The sequence below is a fragment of the Nostoc sp. UIC 10890 genome (assembly GCF_054786515.1).
This window is the reverse complement of sequence record NZ_JBSGKF010000001.1, coordinates 5930675-5951180: the sequence shown is the minus strand read 5'-3', so window position 1 is coordinate 5951180 and position 20506 is coordinate 5930675. Positions and strand designations below refer to the sequence as shown.

Below are 20506 nucleotides of genomic sequence, written 5' to 3'. Positions count from 1 at the left end.
AATTCAGGGGTAAGGTATAATCAAGCTAATAAGAAGTTATTAATTACCTTGTATTAAGGCAATAAAAAACTGTTCCTTTAGCAAAGAACTGTTAAAGAAAATTATTTGCAGGTGAATTAGCAATAAAATGACTTAAAAATGTCAAATTAAAACGCTAAGAATAACCTGCTATTTTGAAGTTTTAATTGTTGAGATTTCTCACAAGAGTAAATTGGCTTATTCTGCTTGGCGTATTGATCGCACAACAGCAGCAGCGGCGCGATCGCCCATTAGTTTCTCCTGGTCATACCCAAGCAGCAGTTCCCACGCATCATTGGGATACTGTTCTGCCAAAGACAAAGCTACATCATCTAACATCCAACGACCGTGACGTTCATCTTCCCTGATATGCAGTTCCCAATAACCCATAGCCGCCTCTGACAGTCCCAGTCGTTGCGCCGCCGCCAGATAGTTTTTATAAGCCGCAGGGCCAGCCACCTCAAAATATGTCAATGCACCACAATAACGTAGGAAATAGCGTTTGCGATCAGTAGTCAGAAAGTTATGATTATCGCAAGCTAACACTTCCCAAGGTACTAAATCGAAGTATCCCTCTGGTTCAGTATTCATTCCAAACTCAGCCAGCATTTGAGCAAAGAATGTCGAATGCTTGCGAGATAAACGACCATTACCGTATTCTTCTAGTAGTACTCGCACTAGCGTGCATTGCACTTCATTCGCAGCACCACCCAATACGTAGCAAAGACGACTACCTTCAACCAAGCCATCAAATGAGCCGATCGCTAGCAAGTGACGATAGCCAGCTTCAGTCATCTCCTCACGAATGTAGCGACTACTCTCCGACAAAGGCGGATTTAAATCGGCAGATGCACGCTCAATTAAAGCGTGTTTTACATCCAATTGTTGCAACGCAGCTACATCGATTTGCGTCAATTCCCACTGTTGCCAAGCAGCTTCGATTTGGTCACGACATGAGTACAAATACAGCGATCGCTCGTTGGTATAATTGTGCAAATCATCGTACCAAAACAGTTTTAGGCGATTAATTCGATAAAGTATACGTTGCAGAAAACGGTGAGCTTGTTCATCAGAGCGATCGTTTCCATACGCAGCACGAATTGCTGTTGAGAGTGCCTGTTCAAACTCACTGGCTCTTGAAGGCTTGACATCCAGTTTATGATCCAAATCCTCCATTGCCAGCAGTTCTATAAATTGCTCCTCAGCACGGTGGTACTTGGTAATTGTTCTGTCTTCAGTTTGCGTGCTCTTTTTCGCAGCCCCAGCTTTCGGAAATATAACTAAATTGCTTTGCATGGAATCTTCGGTAGCTTTGGAAAAGTGATAAATTACTTTCACCTCTAATATCTAGGTTTCCACACCAGTAGCTTTCTGTACCTCTTTCCTTGGTTATAAAGAAAAATTAAGTTTAGAAGAGAAGGATTATTCCCCAATCCCCAATCCCCAATCAATACTGCTTGGGCTTTGCATTTTGAACTCGGAATTGGGTTTTGGGAAAAGGTTAAAGGGTAAAGGTTAAAGGTTTTTTCTTTCCCCTTACCCCTTACCCTTTTCCCTTTAACCGACAAGTATTGAATCCCCAATCCCCAATCCCTACGGCGCTTCCGTCCGTTGCTCAATCGCCTTACTTGGCGGAATTTCCTCAAGAGGAATCAGCGCTTCGATCACCGACTTCACAATTGGCGCAGCGACAGTAGAACCATAAGCACTTTCTCCTTTTGGTTCATCCACCAGTGCGAACACTACATAGCGAGGAGATTCCACCGGTAAAATAGCCACAAAGCTGGTCATTCTAGCACCCTTGATGTAACCGCCAGAGGGACTAGCTTTTTGGGCTGTACCAGTTTTACCAGCAATCCGATATCCGGGAATTTGTGAAGCCTTTCCGCTGCCGTCAGTAACAACAGTTTCCATCATTTCCACAACCTTTTGGGCTGTTGCGGCTGAGAAAATTTGGCGGGGTATAGTGCGATTGGGTGAATCATGCATCTGCCCTTTGGTATCAATCAACCCTTGCACTACATGGGGTGTTACCAACTTACCGCCATTGGCTAAAGCACCGTGCATTTGCACTAGCTGTAACGGTGTCATAGAAAAACCTTGCCCAAAAGAAGTAGTAGCTGGTTCAATTGGCGAAGCGATAAATTCTTCTTGACTTTTGAGCCGACCGCTAGCTTCAAAAGGTAAATCTGTATCAACTTTTTGTCCTAGCCCCAAGCGTTCTAGCCAGTTGTAATAGATTGAAGGCTTTAAGCGTTGGATAATTTTCACCATACCAATGTTGCTAGAATTTTGGAGGATTTGGGCAATGTTGATTTGCCCATAACCATTGTTCATAGCATTTTTGATAGTGTAATTAGCTACTCGAATAGAACCGGAGTCATTAAACACATCATCGGCTTTGATCACACCATTTTCCAGAGCGATCGCCACATTCAAAGGCTTAAAAGTCGATCCCGGTTCATAAAGATCCGCTACCGTCCAGTTTTTAAATAGCGAGATATTAGCTTTACCATATTCATTAGGGTTATAAGTAGGTTGAGAAACGAGGGCGAGTAAGGAACCATCCAACGCATCCATGACAATTACCGCCCCACGTTTAGCATTAAACTTATCCATCTGTTGTTTGAGCGCAACGCGGGCAATTCGTTGCAGACGACTATCAATAGTGAGTTGCAATCGCAAATCATCAAAATGCAAAAAACCTTCAGGGGCATGATCCGGCATCAGTGAACCATCACCCGACCGACTGAGCCGCACCGTTTGCACAGGACGTTCTAGCAACTTCTCTTGAGAATATTCCACACCAGCTTGACCACGGCGGTCAATATTCACATAGCCCACCACATCAGCAACCAAATCGTCTGGCGGGTAAAATCGGGAGTATTTTTGAGTCCATTCCAGGCCATTTAAGCGCAAAGAGATGACGCGATCGATCATTTCTTCTGGTATGGCTGGGGCAAGTAGAATTCCGCTTTTTTTGCTTTGAAAAGTTTTTACCAATTCAGCAGTATCTTTTGCCAATATTGGGGAAAGTCGCTCTGCTATATCCTCATTAGACTTATCAAACAGCTTGGGATGAGCGTACAAAGTATACACAGGGCGGTCAATCGCCAACAGATTACTATTACGATCTACCACCGGGCGACGCGGCATAAAAGGTCGCAAATTCAACATTTGCTGGCTGCGTGCCTGCTCAGTTAACTTTGGCCCCTTGACAATTTGGAGATTATACAATTTGACACCCAACCCCAACCCGGCTGCCATTAATACGCCCCAGACTATGAACATTCGAGACTTGGTGCTGGATGTTTGGTCTTGGATCTTAGAGGCTAATCTTCCCAAAAGCCCTTGTCTATAACCCTTTTGTCGCCTTGTAAAAGCTGAATTCCGAACCTTTCTAAATTTTGTTCTGCTTGGTGACTTCTGCATTGGGTTTGTCCTTTGTCATTTGTCTTTTGTCATTTGCCACAAATCTGAGTCCTAATCACTAATGACAAATGAATAATGACTCTTAACCTTTTACCAATTCTCCAAAATAAAACTACAGATACAAGAGGTGGAAACTCAAATTGCAGCGTTTTTCATCTCTTTGAAGCACAATCTTCGCGATTATGAATTACGATTAGTATCCCAGTGGCGAGAGTGTTTGCTGTTGCGTTTCAGAACTTGGCGTTGTATTAGACGATTCTGGCTTAGGACTTAGAGATGCTGGAGGCAAGAAAATCATCCCTTGAGGAGTTGGTGAAACCAGCCCTGCTGTTGGTTGTTCTGCTTCATCAGCCATTTTATTTGTCAGTGTCGCATTAGTTGTCGTTAGCATTCGCTCATGACGTTGGAGCTTTTGTAGTCTTCGATATGACTGACTCCAAAGCTCTTGCGAATATACTGTGCAGCCATAAACAGCAAGTGTCGATGCTACTAACAAGAACGCCAAAACTGACGAATAACGATGAAAGGTGTACAAGCGCAGCAACCAACCAGGTGTCGCTCCAGAATTAGGTATTGTGGGGAAGCGAAGAAAACCTACCCCCGAACTCTTCTGCTTGGTACTCGACTGCTCATAAACATTTGGCATTTTTTGTTTACCCAACTCTTTCACCGATTTGGGCATAACTGCCTCATCTGTGGGAGAAACCGCTAACTTTTTTGAGGAACGCCGTTGTCTTTGAGAGGATACTGGTGCGGCTTGGGTAGCTGATGTAGAAGCGCTCCGTGTTGCTGAGTCAGTAGGCGCAGAGCGTCGCCTCCCTAAAGAAAGGATAGAATTTTGCCAGAACCGATTACCTCTTGTAGAAACAGCAGATTTACGAGCAACTACCATAGATTTTTTTAGATGGGAAATACTGTACTTTAGATTGATTGTCTAAATTGTCTTTTTTTGCTGAGGTTACAATCACCTTCGGTGCAACAAGCACACATAACAGACTACACTCTTTTAACTCTTCTGATAGGTAGCTGCACCAATGTTTCCAATCAGTGATTATAAACTGGACAGCCTACTTCTTAGGTATCGCACCTAAAGTATGGCAACGTCCGGTAGCAAGGTGCAACACTCCATGAAAAAAAAATTAAAATTTTTTGCTATGATAGCTCAGTTAACTATTAAAATTGGTAATTTTCGTTTTGCTCCTGAGTTAAGAGAAACTAATCAGATGGCTGTAGGATATACAATCCCAAAGAGAATACCCCAAAGGATTGTTTTTTTAAATATGTAATCTTGTAACATTAAAAAAAAAGCAATAAATACGGTATCGTATTCAACAGGCGAAAAATTGTTCTAGCCACAATTGGTGAAAGAGGAGTTATGAAAACAAAAATCTTTGGTTTTGCTTTAATGTTAAGTCTGGCTGCGATTCTCGGAGCCTGTGAAGGTGGTGGCGGTGGGACTGGTACTAGTACTCCCGCTGCTACAGGTGAACCAACTGATGCACCTCCCGCAGCTACTCCCCCAGCTACACCCGCAGCTACTCCTAAATAAGGCATCTTAAACTTTAGCGAAAGCGTTCCTCACTACATAGCTTGAATTAATTAGGCTCACACAAAAACCTGCATTTTTTTGTTGGTGTATCAGAGCCTAAAGTTTGTTCAAAAATCAGCTAAGTAGGGCATGAAGTCAAGGACACTGGTAAAGAGGGTTACATCCTCAACCAAGTGTCCGCAGTAAGTTATTCCCAGATCAAACCTTCTTCCCCGCCCAAGGAAGTTGAGTTATGTGAATGTAAAGCATTTTGTAGGCAAAATACTTCCCTCGCTGGGTATTTAGAATTGCTTAGACTAATGAGCTTTGAGAGGGCAAAACAATTGATCGCGATCGCTGGCAATTGCTCTTGAGCATTCCCCATAGTCTATTTTTTATCAGGAGAGACCTGGTAATATCACTTGATATTGCCAGATTTTTATTATTGGTAAAATTTGTAACTTTGGCAATTGGGCATGGAGCATGGGGCATAGAAAAAACAGATTTTCATCCTGCGTTGCGAACGCAGTTTAGGAGATGGGGAGAGTTAAAGCGAGAAAGGCAATAAAATTATTGAGCTTAATTGTAATTAGTGCAACATTATTTGTGCTAAATAGCTATTGGGGATCAACGGTAATAGCATTACCGCCGCCAGAGGATACACCAGAAGAAATATTAAGGACAAAGATTATCATAGAAGCGCGATCGCCTATTGATGGAAAATTCCTAACCGCTGCCGAGTATGTCCAATTGCAAGCCCAGCTGCAAGAAGTTCCGCCACCAAAACTAGACCCCAACATTCGGGATCAGATTTTCTTGCTTCGCTTACGTAAAACATTATTTCAGTTTTTCCCCTTTTTAAATTTTTGATAAATTACTCCAGTTTCAAAAATCAAGAGCTTTCCCCCAGTCCCCAGTCTCCAGTCCCTAGTCACCATTCTGATGTAGGATAACGGTGACGACAAAATTGCAAATAAATGTAAAGAATATATATAGATATTAAAAAAGTAGATTTAGTCAATCACGTTATTTCACTTAGGTAGCTTCATGTCCATGACCACGATCGCCCCTGAACAGGTTAACAGCATCGTTTGGAATCAGCATAACGATCCCTTTGAAATACTAGGTTCTCATCCCATAGAACAAGACGGCAAAACTGTCTGGGCTGTGCGGGCATACCTACCAAATGCAAGTGCAGCATGGGTCGTTCTTCCTGAACAACGCAAGGAATACCCAATGCAAACGGTGCATGATCCTCACTTTTTTGAATGCACCATTGAAACCGCAGAACTGGCAAACTACCAGTTACGGATTAAAGAAGGAGAACATGAGCGTGTCATTTATGACCCTTACGCTTTCCGTTCTCCCCGCTTGACAGACTTTGACTTGCATTTGTTTGGTGAAGGCAACCATCACCGGATATATGAAAAATTGGGAGCGCACCCCACGGAAATAGACGGCGTTAAAGGCGTTTATTTTGCCGTTTGGGCACCCAACGCTCGCAATGTTTCATTGTTGGGAGATTTTAATCTCTGGGATGGACGTAAAAACCAAATGCGTAAAGGCCCCACCGGAGTTTGGGAATTATTTATTCCTGAAATTGGTGTGGGAGAGCATTACAAATATGAAATCAAAAATTTTGAAGGACATATTTATGAAAAATCTGATCCTTACGGTTTCTACCAGGAACCCCGCCCGAAAACGGCATCCATTGTCACTGATTTAGATGCTTACAGTTGGAATGATGAAAGCTGGATGGAAAAGCGGCGTCACACTGATCCCCTCACCCAGCCCGTCTCAGTCTACGAAGTACATTTAGGCTCTTGGTTACACGCTTCGAGTGCGGAACCAGCTAAACTCCCCAATGGTGAAACGGAACCAGTAGTTGTCGTTTCTGAACTGAAACCGGGTGCACGTTTCCTTACCTATCGGGAACTGGCAGACCGACTCATTCCTTATGTCAAAGAATTGGGATACACCCATCTTGAATTGCTGCCCATTGCGGAGCATCCCTTTGATGGTTCTTGGGGTTATCAAGTGACTGGGTACTATGCCCCCACCTCCCGTTTTGGCAGCCCCGAAGATTTCATGTATTTTGTTGACAAATGTCACCAAAATGATATTGGGGTAATTGTGGATTGGGTTCCTGGTCACTTCCCCAAAGATGGACATGGTTTAGCTTTCTTTGATGGTAGCCATTTATATGAACACGCCGACCCCCGTAAAGGCGAACATAAAGAATGGGGTACTTTAGTGTTCAACTACGGTCGCCATGAAGTTAGTAATTTCCTGGCAGCAAACGCCCTCTTCTGGTTTGACAAGTACCACATTGATGGGATTCGCGTTGATGCTGTTGCTTCGATGCTCTATAACGACTATTGCCGTAAACCAGGAGAATGGTTGCCCAACCAATACGGCGGTAGAGAAAACCTAGAAGCAGCAGATTTTCTGCGTCAGGTAAATCACATTATCTTTAGCTATTTCCCCGGTATTCTCTCAATTGCGGAAGAATCTACTTCTTGGCCAATGGTATCTTGGCCCACCTACACAGGCGGACTTGGCTTTAACTTGAAGTGGAATATGGGCTGGATGCACGATATGCTGGATTATTTCAGCATGGACCCTTGGTTCCGCCAGTTCCACCAAAACAATATCACCTTTAGTATGTGGTACAACCACAGCGAGAACTTCATGCTGGCTCTGTCCCACGATGAAGTTGTGCATGGTAAGAGCAATATCATCGGCAAAATGCCAGGGGATACATGGCAGAAGTTAGCTAATATACGTTGTTTATTTAGCTATATGTTTGCTCACCCAGGCAAGAAAACCATGTTTATGAGCATGGAATTTGGGCAGTGGAGTGAGTGGAATGCTTGGGCAGATTTGGAATGGCATCTATTGCAGCATGAACCACACCAACAGTTAAAAACGTTTTTCCGGGAATTGAACCATCTCTACCGTTCTGAGCCAGTTTTGTACACCCAGGATTTTGCTGAACCGGGGTTTGAGTGGATTGACTGTAGCGACAATCGCCATAGTGTAGTTTCCTTTATCCGTCGTGACAAGGATACTGATGATTTTGCGATCGTGGTTTGCAATTTTACACCGCAACCCCATTCTCACTATCGTATCGGTGTACCGCAAAAAGGATTTTATACGGAGTTGTTCAATAGTGATGCGCGTCAGTATGGCGGCAGCAATATGGGCAACTTAGGCGGTAAGTGGACAGATGATTGGTCTTTGCACAGTCGTCCTTATTCGCTGGATTTATGTTTGCCACCTTTGGGCGTGTTAATTCTCAAGTTGGATAAGAAGAAGACTGCTGAGATCATGGGATAAACAAGAGGGGAAAAGGTTAAAGGGAAAAGGGGAAAGGGATGAACAGGTCGCGCCACTTGCGGGCGAGGTTTTTACCTTTTCCCCTTCCCCTTCTTCATAAAACCTTCTGCCCTCTGCCCTCTGCCTTCTGCCTTCTCAAGGTAATTTCTATGGGACTTGCAAAAAACAAAAGGGGAGAGAAAACCAGCCAATGGCTATTCTTCCCCAATAACCATCAATTTACTGTGAATCGGATTTTTCACTTTGAGTTTTTGCAGATGAATTATTAGCACCATTTGCAGTGTCTTTCTGTAACTGAATTTTTAACAAATTAATTAAACCTTCAGAAAGTTGTGATAATGAATTTTCTAATTGTGGTGAAAGTTCTAAGGGTAAGCTACCAGTACGCAAATGTAGAGAGCGTTGGGGAAAGGGAATATTGATGTTTTTTTGTCTGAGAATCTCATCAATCTGAAAATATAAGTCGCTCTTAATTTGAAACTGCTTGCGCGGTTTAGAAATCCAAACTAATAACTGAAAATTTAAAAAATCTTCACCATATCCTTGAAACCAAACAGTAGGATGTGGTTTTTTTAAAATATCAGGATTTGTCAGCGCTATTTCTAATAATGCAGAGCGTATAGTATTAATATTCACACCATAAGCAACTCGTATTGGTAATACTAGACGAGATGCCGAATTCTGATGGTTCCAATTGACTACTTCTGTATCTAAAAAACGGGAATTTGGCACAATTACTACTATATCATCTAAGGTACGGAGGTAGGTGCTGCGAGCATTTAAACGCTCTACTGTTCCCATAAATTCGCCAACTTGCACAAAGTCGCCAATTTCAATAGCGCGTTCAAAAGTAATTACAAAACCGCTTACTAATTCTTTAGCAACTCCCTGTAAGCCAAAGCCGATCGCTACACCAAAGACACTGGCTACTATTGCTAAAGAACTGATGTCTAAACCCCAAATTTGTAGTAATAAAACTGTTCCAATAAAAATTAGACTGTAATAGATAGCAATGGCAATTGATTCTTGCACACCACGGCTAACATTTGTCATGCGTAATACGCGCGATCGCAGCAGATTAGTTAAAGTTCCAGCAATCGCTAATACTCCAAAAAGTAAGCTGATGAAGATAATTATATTGATGACTGAATAAGAACTTTCACCAATAGTAATCACTGGGGAAGTTAAGCTCATCCAGAGAATATTGGCAATGCTTCTGCTCCATTCTCGCGTTAAGGGGAATAAGTCGGTAATGTAGATAGCTATTCCTATCCATAGTAGCGATCGCACTACAACCAGCGTCAATTGTAAAAATAGCTCGATTCCTTTGGGTTGCGCTCCCGTTTCCGGGTGATTAGCTTCTCTAGGAACCAGTCGCCGTAACCAATAGCGCCCAACCCAACCCAAAAGAAAATGGAGTGCGATCGCGCCTAATACAGATAAAGCTACTAGTAATATTGCCCGCCAAAAATAATCTAATCTGCGTTCTTCTTGACCTTGTTCAACTGCTTCTCTAATTCGTTGCGCCCAAATTTCTGCTTGTTCCTGTTTTGTTCTCCCAGTGAAAGTATCTTGTTGAGTCACTGTTAATAGGTGACGATTATTTACCAGAATTACAGGTAATTGATTAGTTTCTACAATCTCTACCTTCACACCGCCTGAAGAACGGACTGCTTCTCTTAAAATTAAGTTGGCATCAGCAGCACGATTTTCCGCGCTAAATTGTCCTGCTTCTGAAAGTTCAAATAACTGACGACCATCTACTGTAATATGAGCAGTTGGTCTTGATTGAGCTTGCACCGACATTTCAGTAGTTAACAGCCATCCAATCATCATGAAGACAATTACCAGGATGGCAATGGCTTTCCGAAAGTGATGAAAGCTATTCATAACATCATATTTTTATAAGGAACCTTTTTTATGAAATAAAATTATTAGTATTATTTATTATTGCATATTTTAAATAATCATATATCTGTCAATAGTTTTGCTATAAAATCCTATTTTTCTACCAAAAGGTATAAACAAATGCAATTATAATAAGCTCAAAGCCTTTATTTAGAGGATGTTTTAAAAGTCCTCTGGTTGGTAGCAAAACGTTTTAGATCCCCCTAAATCCCCCTTAAAAAGGGGGACTTTTAGAGACTTTGCCCCCCTTTTTCAGGGGGGTTGGGGGGATCAACAAGTGCCTAAAATTACAGCCAACCACTTTTAAAACATCCTCTTAGATACAAGATTTATCGCATTTTTAAATATCAATTATTTACACCAATAATTTTTAGGTGAAGAATAGTACCATTGCGATAATGAGTTATTTACTGTAGCGTCACACTCTTTTAAAAGCGATGCTGGCTGAAGATTTGTTAAAAATAACTAATATAACGCCATCTGCAACTTTATCTCAAATCAACCCCCAACCCCTTCCCTACTAGCGTTGGGGAGCAAAAATCAAAGCCTCTATCCTTTTACGAGAGAGGAATGGAAGTCAGGTCAGAATATTAGGTCGCACATCGCGTTAATATACTGTGCATGGATATTAGGAGTAGTTTTATGGTTCTACAAGTTAACCCTATCCAAAAAGAACCAATTGTTACTTGGGAAGCACTTCCAGCCGACTTCATTTTACCTGATGATCCAGTGGAAAATATTCAACAACCTGCGATCGCAGCTGCGCTTACCGATGCTTTGGGAAGCACAGGACGCATCCAACCTCAAATGCTGATTGGCTCTAATTTTGGACTTGTAGCCACAGTCAACAAAAAAATTGTTGTCAAAGCCCCAGACTGGTTTTATGTCCCTCAAGTGCAGTCTGTGGGAACGAATGTTGTTCGTCGCAGCTATACCCCGAATTTAGAAGGCGCTGCGGTGGCTGTGGTGATGGAATTTCTCTCAGACACAGAAGGGGGAGAACTCTCAGTCCGCTCAACTCCACCCTACGGTAAACTCTATTATTACGAAAAGATTCTCCAAGTTCCAACCTACGTAACCTACGACCCTTACGAACCAAGCATAGAGCTACGCTGCTTGCAAAATGGACAATATACCTTGCAGCAAGCAGACGCCAATGGACGTTACTGGATTCCTGAGTTAGAGTTATTTCTCGGAATTTGGCAAGGTGAAAGATTATGTCAAACCATGAATTGGCTGCGCTGGTGGGATAGAGAAGGAAATTTGCTGTTGTGGAGCAGCGAACAAGCCCAACAAGAACGCCAGCGTGCTGAACAGGAAAGCCAGCGTGCTGAACAGGAAAGCCAACGTGCTGAACAGGAAAGCCAACGTGCTGAACAGGAACGCCAACGTGCTGATATATTAGCAGCTAAGTTACGTGAGCTAGGTATTGACCCTGATGCGTAGGCGTAGCCCGTCGTAGACATCGCATAAACTCAAGGGATGCTGGGAATAATAATTTTGGGACATCAGCACCAAAATTCCATGAAACAGCAAAAAAATCAGTTCAGCCATCTCACTGCGATCGAAAGAAATTATCTATCATTTCCTGCACGGTTTTTATTAAATCAAAACCTTCTCCAGGGCAAGATACTAGATTTTGGTTGTGGCTTTGGTAATGATGTTAAAATATTGCGCCAAAAAGGTTGTGATATTACAGGCTATGACCCTTATTATTTTCCAGAATATCCTGATAATAAATTTGATACTATAGTTTGCGTTTATGTTTTAAATGTTTTATTTACTGAAGAACAAACTAATGTTCTTATGGAAGTATCGCATTTATTAAAGCCAGGAGGTAAAGCTTATTATGCTGTAAGAAGGGATATCAAAAGAGAAGGATTTCGAGAACATTATGTCCACAATAAGCCGACATATCAATGTATTGTCAAACTTCCCTTTCCTTCAGTTTTCTTAGATGAAAATCGGGAAGTGTATGAGTATGTCCACTATAATCATCAACGTAATTCATCTAATTATTGTATATTCTGTAATCCCCATAAAAATCTGAAACTCTTAACTGAGTCAGCAACAGCTTATGCTATTTTTGATGGCTATCCAATCAGCAATGGTCATGTTTTAGTTATTCCCAAACGTCATGTTAGCAGTTATTTTGAATTACCAGTTAAAGAGCAATCTGCTTGCTGGTTTATGGTGAACAAGGTACAAGAAATTCTTAAATCAGAATTTGAACCTGATGGCTTTAATATAGGAATGAACATCAATCGAGCCGCTGGTCAAAATATTATGCACGCCAGTATTCATATCATCCCTCGCTACAAAGGTGATACTGTTGGCGCTAAAAGTGGAATCAGGAACGTTATTCCTAAAAAGCAATAGTTTTTTTTACTGACAGCTTTTAGTAGTAAATCTTGATTTATGACAAATGCATAAATCTGAAAAACTCAGTTTTTTGAGTCTTGTTAAAAATATTGCAAAATATTTCAGTTAACCCAGATTATCTGGATCTATTCCCAGCGCTCTTAATTGTTCTGTCAATTGTTGCACCCGTAGTTCTGCTTGTTGAGCACGTTGTGCTTCTTGTTGAGCACGTTGTGCTTCTTGTTGAGCGCGTTGTGCTTCTTGTTGAGCGCGTTGTGCTTCTTGTTGAGCGCGTTGTGTCTCTTGTTTTACTTGTTCTGCGGGCGTAAGATACCGTTTTCCTTGCTCATCATACCAATACATCCATTCCCGCGTTACACCACAATAATTTCCCCTTTCGCAACCAATTCCTAAGCCAATCTCTGGTAGCCAAACGGTATTTCCCTCTTGCAATTCATACTTACCATTAACTAACTTATGTACTTCCAGATGTGGTTTGCGACGGCGACGAGAGGAATAAATCACGTAATAAAGTACACCTAAAGCCTCATATTCATCCAATTTAGTAGTGTATTCTTTGCGATAATTTTGGGAAACTACTTCTAGCACGAAAATCGGTACAACATTTTCATCCCACAGCACATAACTGGGACGCAGTTCTTCATCATAAAACCGCTCTACCCCTAAGCTCAAAAACCCATCTGGCACAATGGGCGGTTTATCCGGGTGATAATAAATACCCATATCTATGGCAAAGAGCCAATCCATGCGTTCTGACCAAAGTATTAGCAGAATCGCCTTCAGCAAGCCTGGTATCAATTCTTGTAGTTCATTATCCACAGGCGTTTCATCAGAGTCTGGTAGTTCCTCGGCTGAGGGCAAGTACCTTGGCAAGTTGTACTCTAACATGGCTGGTTTCCCCAAAACTCAAAGGATATTTGGCTTTATTTGGCTCACCAGAATTATAGCGATTTCTCCCCTAGCGATGTCACGAATAGTCTGTCTGATTAACTACGAAGCATGAACGAGTTCGTAGTCAGGACTAAAGTCCTGGTTTTTTAAGCACTAAAGTGCTTACTACAAACTCTCAAAATTAGCTTGACAAATTACTAGTTTACTACTGTATATTAAGTACTCTACTGACACTAATTGCTAGCTTTTAACTACTAGACAATCTTAAATCTGCCGGAATCATGAGCCAGAAAATTTATTTGCTGCCTAAATTCTAACTGTCACAATCCGATTATCTTGATGATGAAATGTTTTGCTTTGACTAAGGGATACCACTTGTGGTATTGATAAACAGACAAGATTCGACAGATATAATAGTTACTAGCTCGTTTCCTGATTGTGGATAGCATTGCCTCAGCTAAAGTTCCAGCCCAGTCAAGAATACAAGCGTTTCTATCCCGTCAAGGAAGCTGCTTAAGCTGATAAAATTTTGGTAACTCTTAACTATTAATAAATATATAAGTGCTTAGTGCTATCCATGCTTTATATTTAGCCACAGGGTGGTACAAACAGCCACTCATCTTCAAGTACTTAGGAGGCAGTACCCAGCGGGAGCACACTCACGCTTCGATACTACCAGCACGTAGTGTAAGTAAAGGTTAAGTTGATATTCAAACGAATAATTTTTGCTGAATTGCGACAGATAAAGACTAAACTAAAAAGTCTTGTGCAGCAAAACCTGTAGCTTTAAATGAAGTAATCATGTCTAAGGTTCTTGTCTCTGATTCGATTGACCAAGCTGGAATTGACATTCTTTCGCAAGTTGCTACCGTTGATGTCAAACTAGGTCTAAAACCAGCAGAACTGATCGCAATTATTGGTGAGTATGACGCGCTGATGATTCGCTCTGGTACGCGCGTCACTCAAGAAATCATTGATGCCGGCACTCAGCTAAAAATCATCGGTCGTGCTGGTGTGGGTGTGGATAATGTGGATGTTCCCGCTGCCACACGTCGGGGAATTGTGGTAGTCAATTCTCCAGAGGGAAATACAATTGCTGCGGCCGAACACGCGCTAGCGATGATTTTGGCTTTGTCTCGCCACATCCCCGATGCTAACGCTTCGGTAAAACGCGGTGCGTGGGATCGCAATAGTTTTGTTGGTGCGGAAGTCTACAAAAAAACTCTCGGCGTTGTCGGTTTGGGTAAAATTGGTTCCCATGTTGCGGCTGTAGCTAAGACAATGGGGATGAAACTCCTAGCTTATGACCCTTTTATTTCTACAGAACGAGCCGAACAAATTGGCTGTCAGTTGGTGGAACTAGATTTACTCTTCCAGCAAGCAGACTATATCACCCTCCACATCCCGAAAACCCCAGAAACTACCCACTTAATCAATGCCACAACTCTGGCAAAAATGAAACCCACAGCCCGGATTATTAACTGCGCTCGTGGCGGGATCATTGATGAAGTAGCTTTAGCAGCAGCTATAAAAGCGGGTAAAATCGGTGGTGCAGCCTTGGATGTGTTCGAGTCAGAACCACTGGGTGAATCTGAATTGCGATCGCTAGGAAAGGAAGTTATCCTCACCCCACACTTGGGAGCCTCTACCACGGAAGCTCAAGTGAATGTGGCCATTGATGTTGCCGAACAAATTCGCGATGTTCTTTTAGGACTACCAGCACGTTCAGCCGTAAACATTCCCGGACTCGGCCCCGATGTGTTGGAAGAACTCAAGCCCTATATGCAACTAGCAGAAACTCTAGGCAATCTAGTAGGACAGCTAGCCGGCGGACGGGTGGAAGTACTCAATATTCGACTACAAGGGGAACTCGCTACCAACAAAAGTCAGCCTTTGATTGTAGCTGCCCTCAAAGGACTACTTTACCAAGCTTTGCGGGAACGGGTAAATTACGTAAATGCCAGCATAGAAGCCAAAGAACGCGGAATTCGGGTAATTGAAACCCGCGATGCTTCCATTCGAGACTATGCCGGCACACTGCATCTAGAAGCCACGGGTACTTTAGGTACTCATTCTGTCACAGGCGCTTTGTTGGGTGAGCGGGAAATCCACCTCACTGACGTTGATGGTTTCCCAATTAACGTCCCACCCAGCAAATATATGTTGTTTACCCTACACCGCGATATGCCGGGGATTATCGGCAAACTTGGTTCCCTACTCGGCAGTTTTAATGTGAATATTGCCAGTATGCAAGTTGGTCGTAAAATCGTCCGTGGCGATGCCGTCATGGCTCTGAGTATAGATGACCCTTTACCAGAGGGCATTTTGGATGAGATTATTAAAGTCCCTGGTATTCGGGACGCGTATACAGTAACACTATGAGTGCTGAGTGCTGAGTAACGAGTGCTGAGTGAAGTAGAGACGCGATTAATCGCGTCTGTGCAGGAGTGAATCGTGAGGAATTAAAAGTTAAAAACTCCTAACTCCTAACTCCTAACTCCCTCAAACTCAGCACTCAGCACTCACCACTCAGCACTCTAAAGATGGCAAACACCTGGTGGGAATTAAATATTTTATGTGAGCCAGACCTAGAAGAATCGATCTTTTGGCGACTGGAAGATTTTGGCTGTCGTGGTACAGCTAGTGAAAATAAAGGAGATTCATCTTTAGTAAGGGCTTATTTGCCGACAATTCAAACACAGCTACTAGATTTGGCGGCGCTATCATTGTGGCTGCGTCAAGATGCCCTCTGTGTAGGAGTTTCATCTCCTTCCCTACAATGGCAATTAATTGATGAGGAAGATTGGGCGACTAGCTGGAAACAATATTGGCATCCACAGGAAATAGGCGATCGCTTCCTAATTAACCCCGCGTGGCTACCATTACCAGAAACAACCGAACGGTTAGTAATTCGTCTCGATCCTGGTGTAGCATTTGGTACTGGCAACCATGCCACCACTCAGCTATGTTTAGAATCCCTGGAAATGCGGCTCAGTGAAGTTCCTCAGTCCTTTGTGGGTACTGGTGGCAAACATGAACATCTAGTAATTGCGGATATTGGCTGTGGTTCAGGTATCCTTTCCATTGGGGCGCTGCTACTGGGAGCAGAGAAAGTCTATGCAGTAGATAATGACCCTTTGGCGGTGCAATCAACTATCAGCAATGGTGCGCTGAACGACATTAGCCCAGAACGTTTACTACCAGCACTGGGAAGTGTAGACGTTTTAGCAAAACTAATTGAGAAACCAGTTGATGGTATCGTTTGCAATATTTTGGCTCATGTAATTATTGAATTAATTCCAGAAATGAGTGCGATCGCAAAACCTGAAACTTGGGCGATCTTCAGTGGTATTTTACTAGAACAATCTAAAGCTGTTGCTGACGCCTTAGAACAAAATGGTTGGGTCGTCGCTACTCTGTGGAAACGAAAAGAATGGTGTTGCTTAAATGTACGTCGTTCTTAACCCAATGGATACTAGTAGTCTGGCAACCCAAAAATGCTGCGTGATGGCTGGGTAAAGGGGAAGGGGTAAGGGGTAAGGGATTTGAAACCTTTCCCCCTTACCCTTTACCCTTTACCCCGCCAAGTTCACTTGGCGAACTACTAGTACACTGTTGCCTATTGGCTACCTTTAACAAATAGCGATCGCTACATAGATACTGGCGATCGCTATTTGTTATCTTTATCGTCTTATACTGCCAGTACCTACTTCCACCTTCTGTGATCCTTCAACGATTTGGTAGAGTTTTTCTTCAAATTTTTGCATACATGCCGACCAATCAAATTCGAGTATAGAAGGGCGAGCGTGCCGAGTCATATCTGCTTTTAAGTCGGGATTTTCTAGAATCGCAATCACCTTTTGGGCGAAGTCTGTGGGGTTGTTGGGTTGGGCAAGAAAGCCGTTACGACCAGGAGATACTTGTTCCGAGGTTGACGGTGCAACAACGGCAACTAGAGGGGTTCCAGATGCTAGTGCTTCGTTATTTGTAGTGCAGAAGTTCTCGGTCACGGAAGGATTGACAAAAACATCCGCTCTAGCAAACCAACCTAAAAGTTCTGTACCGTGGGACTCGCCCCATACAGTAACACCCGATCCAAACTTTTTGGCACGCTCCCGGATCTCTTCATCTAGCGGGCCACTACCAACAATCACCAGATGGACATCAGGAATTTTGGCAGCTATGACTGGAAATATATCAAGCAGTTGGTTGACATTCTTTTCGGGTGTGATCCGTCCGACAAACAAAAGAGTCGGGCGGTGATCATTAGGAATTGGGTTGTAACAAATGTTTCGGGGATGGAATTTTTCGCAATCGATGCCTTGATAAGCGACGTATTCAGCGCGTTGGCATTTCAGTTCTTCGTATTTAGTGAGTTGTTCTTTAGAAGAAAAGTAATTGAAGTCATAAGACTCACTAAATTGCTTGACTAAAACAGGAACGATGGGACGAACCAAGTTAAAGAATTTATCCCCAAAGTAATATTTGATATATGCAACAATATCAGTATGAAAGAGTGATATTATTGGCGTGCCTGTTCGTTTTGCGTATTGAGTGCCGATAGGGCGACCATAACCTTGCAAGAAAAATGAGTATAAACCTCTCATTTGGGCTGCTTCTTCAACCACGATAATGTCGGGTTTGAATTTCTCCAGCAACTTGGTATCACTCCAATGACGATAGCTCAATGGTTGAGGAAGAGACTTATAGAATACTAGTGGTTCTGTAGGGAATGCGTAAGCAGAGAAATTAGGGAAAGATTGGATTTCCTCTAAACCTGGCATAGGGCGATCACCAACATTTTTGGGGTAGCGATCGTTGATTTGTGGATGGATTAAAAAAACCTCATGTCCTTGCTCTAGCAACCAACGAACCCGTTGGTGAACTGCGACGGAAACTCCAGTCAAGAAAGGAGCGTACAACCCTGTAAATAGTGCAATGCGAAGTTTTTGCTTAGTCATAAAAAAAGGGAATATTTCACGAAAATGCTGGTTTTGAATTTAGGATTTACGCAGCTTATGTTTCATGAACATCCTGATGATTTGGTTCAGGAATTCCCACTAATACAGTTAGACTAAGGATTTACGCATTGTCAAATAGCCGAAATTGTCGATTTTGAAGTGGATGTTTATAAACCTGGATTGAAACTATCAAAACATCCAAATTACTAAGTCAAAATTCCCCTTCATATATTTGTCTAAACCCTTGCCATTAATGCAAATACATTTTGCTAATCAATAAGAGAAAGCGTGTATTCTGACAAGGGTTATAGCTAATATAGTTCTACTAAATATAAGATAATATAATTTGAATACTAGGGAATGTTTAGTGTAATAACTTTCATACCCTAGTTCATCATAATTCGTAATTCGTAATTCGTAATTCGTAATTGAATACGGGTTGATACCTCCGTTTATATATAGGACTCATATTTGATTTCTGAAAAAACTCAGTACAACTAAGAAGCCTTCTTTCCTGTAGCAAGATTGCCTATTGCCTATTGCCTGTCTACGCAAATTCGTTCAGAAATCAAAGCGGATTCCTATAAAACATAATTACGTTAGCATAGTGGTAGCTAGTTCACGTACTCCTGCAAAGGAGCAAGCTACGCGTAGCGTCTCGTAGAGAGCTTGATTACGAAGTACGAATTGTTCATATTTTAGCGATTTAATTCAAAGAGAAACCTTGCTATCAATCGGCTGATCTAACCATTGATAAGGGCGATATTCAATTAGCCGGACATTCCAGGGCCCTTGAACCCGATAGCTGACACCGCGCCAGGTGACTGTTGATGTCCACAGGGATGATAGCATCGCTAACCCATAAACCCACTGCGTCAAGGGAATCGCAATCAACATTTTGATGATTGTAGCAACTGATAATTTTGCGATCGCCTGGTCATTAGAGCGAATCACTCGCTGTACCTCTAATTCCAACACGAGCATGATCAAGAGTAATCCGACAGTGTAGACTCCATAGCAGCCTAACAACAGACCCGCAGCTTCCCATTTTGCCTGTAACAAAGACTCTAGAACTAAGATGATAACTGTAGTCGGAAACAAAATGCTAGAAACAGCTTCACTAACTAAAGCTAACCAACGTGGGTGATAGAGTCGAGAATAAAGAATGAGGCGTTTGAGATAATCTATTAAGTTGAATAAATCAGTCTCTTCACGATTTACCGTCAACAGCGAAGGCACAAACTTTATTTGCAACCCCTGTTTTTTGAGGATGTCGTGCATCATAAAATCTTCGCCTAAAGCTTGTCCCCACTTATCAAGCAGTTCTGTTTGGCGAAGAACTTCTGTTTTCACAGCCAAAGTTCCACCCCAAGGGATTTGGAAGATAAACATTTGCACTACTGTGGATACATTGCCGGCGTAGCGCACTAAAGATCCCCAATACCTACCTGTAGGTACATACCAACGATTACCTGTTGTCGCCCCTACTTTCGCATCCCTTAAAGGACTGACTAATTCTCTGAGCCAATTCACATGGACTATAGTATCAGCATCTACTAAGGCAACCACCTTGTAAGAATCATCCAACTCACGGACAGCTTGGATTAAAGAGCTACATTTGAGACTACAATTGTTGCGTACTATTCTCAAAGAGCTAATTTGAACATTAGTCGCTTCTTGCTCTGTGATGGTTTCACTGGCAATTTTCCAAGCGGGATCTTCGTGACTATCAACGATTAATTTTAAATCATACTGTGGATAGTTTTGATTTAGGAGCGATCGCAAACATCTAGGCAAAAACGGATCGGCTCCGCGTAGGCAAAGAATCACTGCGGTTTTGGGTAACTGATCATCTGGTAATAAGTTTTTTTGAGATGAGCGCAGATACCATATAAAGACAAGCGTGAAACACACCTGAATAAACAACCAACCTGTCAAAGACTTAGACAGAAATATCGCCAAATCTTCCATTAATTTTTTAGTCTCCGACAGAATGAGGGATTGGGGATTGGGGATTAGGGAATGGGGAATGGGGATTAGGGATTGG

15 protein-coding genes are annotated in these 20506 nt (G+C 42.3%); 8 read left to right on the top strand and 7 right to left on the bottom strand.

The genetic code is table 11. The features are described 5' to 3' along the window. Positions 1–216: 216 nt before the first annotated feature. The 3 genes from ACWATR_RS24695 to ACWATR_RS24685 all read right to left on the bottom strand — a co-directional run bounded on the left by ACWATR_RS24695 (position 217) and on the right by ACWATR_RS24685 (position 4342). Positions 217–1314 carry an iron-containing redox enzyme family protein gene (locus ACWATR_RS24695; RefSeq protein WP_460338249.1) on the bottom strand — a complete coding sequence of 366 codons (1098 nt, stop codon included), beginning with the start codon at positions 1312–1314 and terminating at the stop codon, positions 217–219. A 297-nt stretch (positions 1315–1611) separates the two neighbouring features. Then, a complete protein-coding gene (locus ACWATR_RS24690; RefSeq protein ID WP_460338247.1) occupies positions 1612–3450 on the bottom strand; it encodes a peptidoglycan D,D-transpeptidase FtsI family protein in 1839 nt (612 codons plus the stop codon). A gap of 193 nt (positions 3451–3643) precedes the next feature. Beyond that, positions 3644–4342, bottom strand: coding sequence for a hypothetical protein (locus ACWATR_RS24685; RefSeq protein ID WP_460338245.1), 699 nt, complete (start codon positions 4340–4342; stop codon positions 3644–3646). Positions 4343–4577: 235 nt separating this feature from the next. On the opposite strand from ACWATR_RS24685, the gene ACWATR_RS24680 reads away from it, so the two are divergent. The 4 genes from ACWATR_RS24680 (at position 4578) to glgB (ending at position 8317) form a co-directional block, all read left to right on the top strand. Continuing rightward, positions 4578–4736 (top strand): hypothetical protein, encoded by a 159-nt coding sequence (locus tag ACWATR_RS24680; protein ID WP_460338243.1) that lies wholly within the window; start codon positions 4578–4580, stop codon positions 4734–4736. 89 nt (positions 4737–4825) lie between these two features. Then, a complete protein-coding gene (locus ACWATR_RS24675; RefSeq protein ID WP_176727164.1) occupies positions 4826–4999 on the top strand; it encodes a hypothetical protein in 174 nt (57 codons plus the stop codon). A gap of 516 nt (positions 5000–5515) precedes the next feature. Next, a complete protein-coding gene (locus ACWATR_RS24670; RefSeq protein WP_460338241.1) occupies positions 5516–5848 on the top strand; it encodes a hypothetical protein in 333 nt (110 codons plus the stop codon). Between the two features lie 177 nt (positions 5849–6025). After that, on the top strand, positions 6026–8317 hold the full coding sequence (gene glgB / locus ACWATR_RS24665; RefSeq protein WP_460338240.1) for a 1,4-alpha-glucan branching enzyme: 2292 nt from the start codon (positions 6026–6028) through the stop codon (positions 8315–8317). 219 nt (positions 8318–8536) lie between these two features. On the opposite strand, the gene ACWATR_RS24660 is transcribed toward glgB, so the two are convergent. Continuing rightward, complete coding sequence (locus ACWATR_RS24660; protein WP_460338238.1) at positions 8537–10207, bottom strand: mechanosensitive ion channel family protein; 1671 nt, start codon at positions 10205–10207, stop codon at positions 8537–8539. Positions 10208–10867: 660 nt separating this feature from the next. Between ACWATR_RS24660 and ACWATR_RS24655 the strand changes: the two genes are divergently transcribed. Continuing rightward, positions 10868–11671, top strand: a complete 804-nt coding sequence (locus tag ACWATR_RS24655) for a Uma2 family endonuclease (RefSeq protein WP_460338236.1) — start codon at positions 10868–10870, stop codon at positions 11669–11671. 78 nt (positions 11672–11749) lie between these two features. Then, complete coding sequence (locus tag ACWATR_RS24650) at positions 11750–12604, top strand: HIT family protein (RefSeq protein ID WP_460338234.1); 855 nt, start codon at positions 11750–11752, stop codon at positions 12602–12604. 108 nt (positions 12605–12712) lie between these two features. Here the strand turns inward: ACWATR_RS24650 and ACWATR_RS24645 are convergent, their stop codons facing one another. Next, the gene (locus ACWATR_RS24645; RefSeq protein ID WP_460338232.1) at positions 12713–13495 is read right to left on the bottom strand and encodes a Uma2 family endonuclease; all 783 of its coding nucleotides are present in this window, start codon (positions 13493–13495) and stop codon (positions 12713–12715) included. Positions 13496–14299: 804 nt separating this feature from the next. Here ACWATR_RS24645 and serA point away from each other — a divergent pair. Together serA and prmA are read left to right on the top strand one after the other, a co-directional pair. Next, positions 14300–15880, top strand: a complete 1581-nt coding sequence (gene serA / locus ACWATR_RS24640) for a phosphoglycerate dehydrogenase (RefSeq protein ID WP_069073671.1) — start codon at positions 14300–14302, stop codon at positions 15878–15880. Between the two features lie 161 nt (positions 15881–16041). Continuing rightward, complete coding sequence (prmA, locus tag ACWATR_RS24635) at positions 16042–16962, top strand: 50S ribosomal protein L11 methyltransferase (protein ID WP_460338229.1); 921 nt, start codon at positions 16042–16044, stop codon at positions 16960–16962. A gap of 219 nt (positions 16963–17181) precedes the next feature. On the opposite strand, the gene ACWATR_RS24630 is transcribed toward prmA, so the two are convergent. Together ACWATR_RS24630 and ACWATR_RS24625 are read right to left on the bottom strand one after the other, a co-directional pair. After that, positions 17182–18459 carry a glycosyltransferase gene (locus ACWATR_RS24630; RefSeq protein WP_460338227.1) on the bottom strand — a complete coding sequence of 426 codons (1278 nt, stop codon included), beginning with the start codon at positions 18457–18459 and terminating at the stop codon, positions 17182–17184. Positions 18460–19170: 711 nt separating this feature from the next. Beyond that, positions 19171–20430 (bottom strand): glycosyltransferase family 2 protein, encoded by a 1260-nt coding sequence (locus tag ACWATR_RS24625; protein ID WP_460338225.1) that lies wholly within the window; start codon positions 20428–20430, stop codon positions 19171–19173. Positions 20431–20506 lie beyond the last annotated feature (76 nt).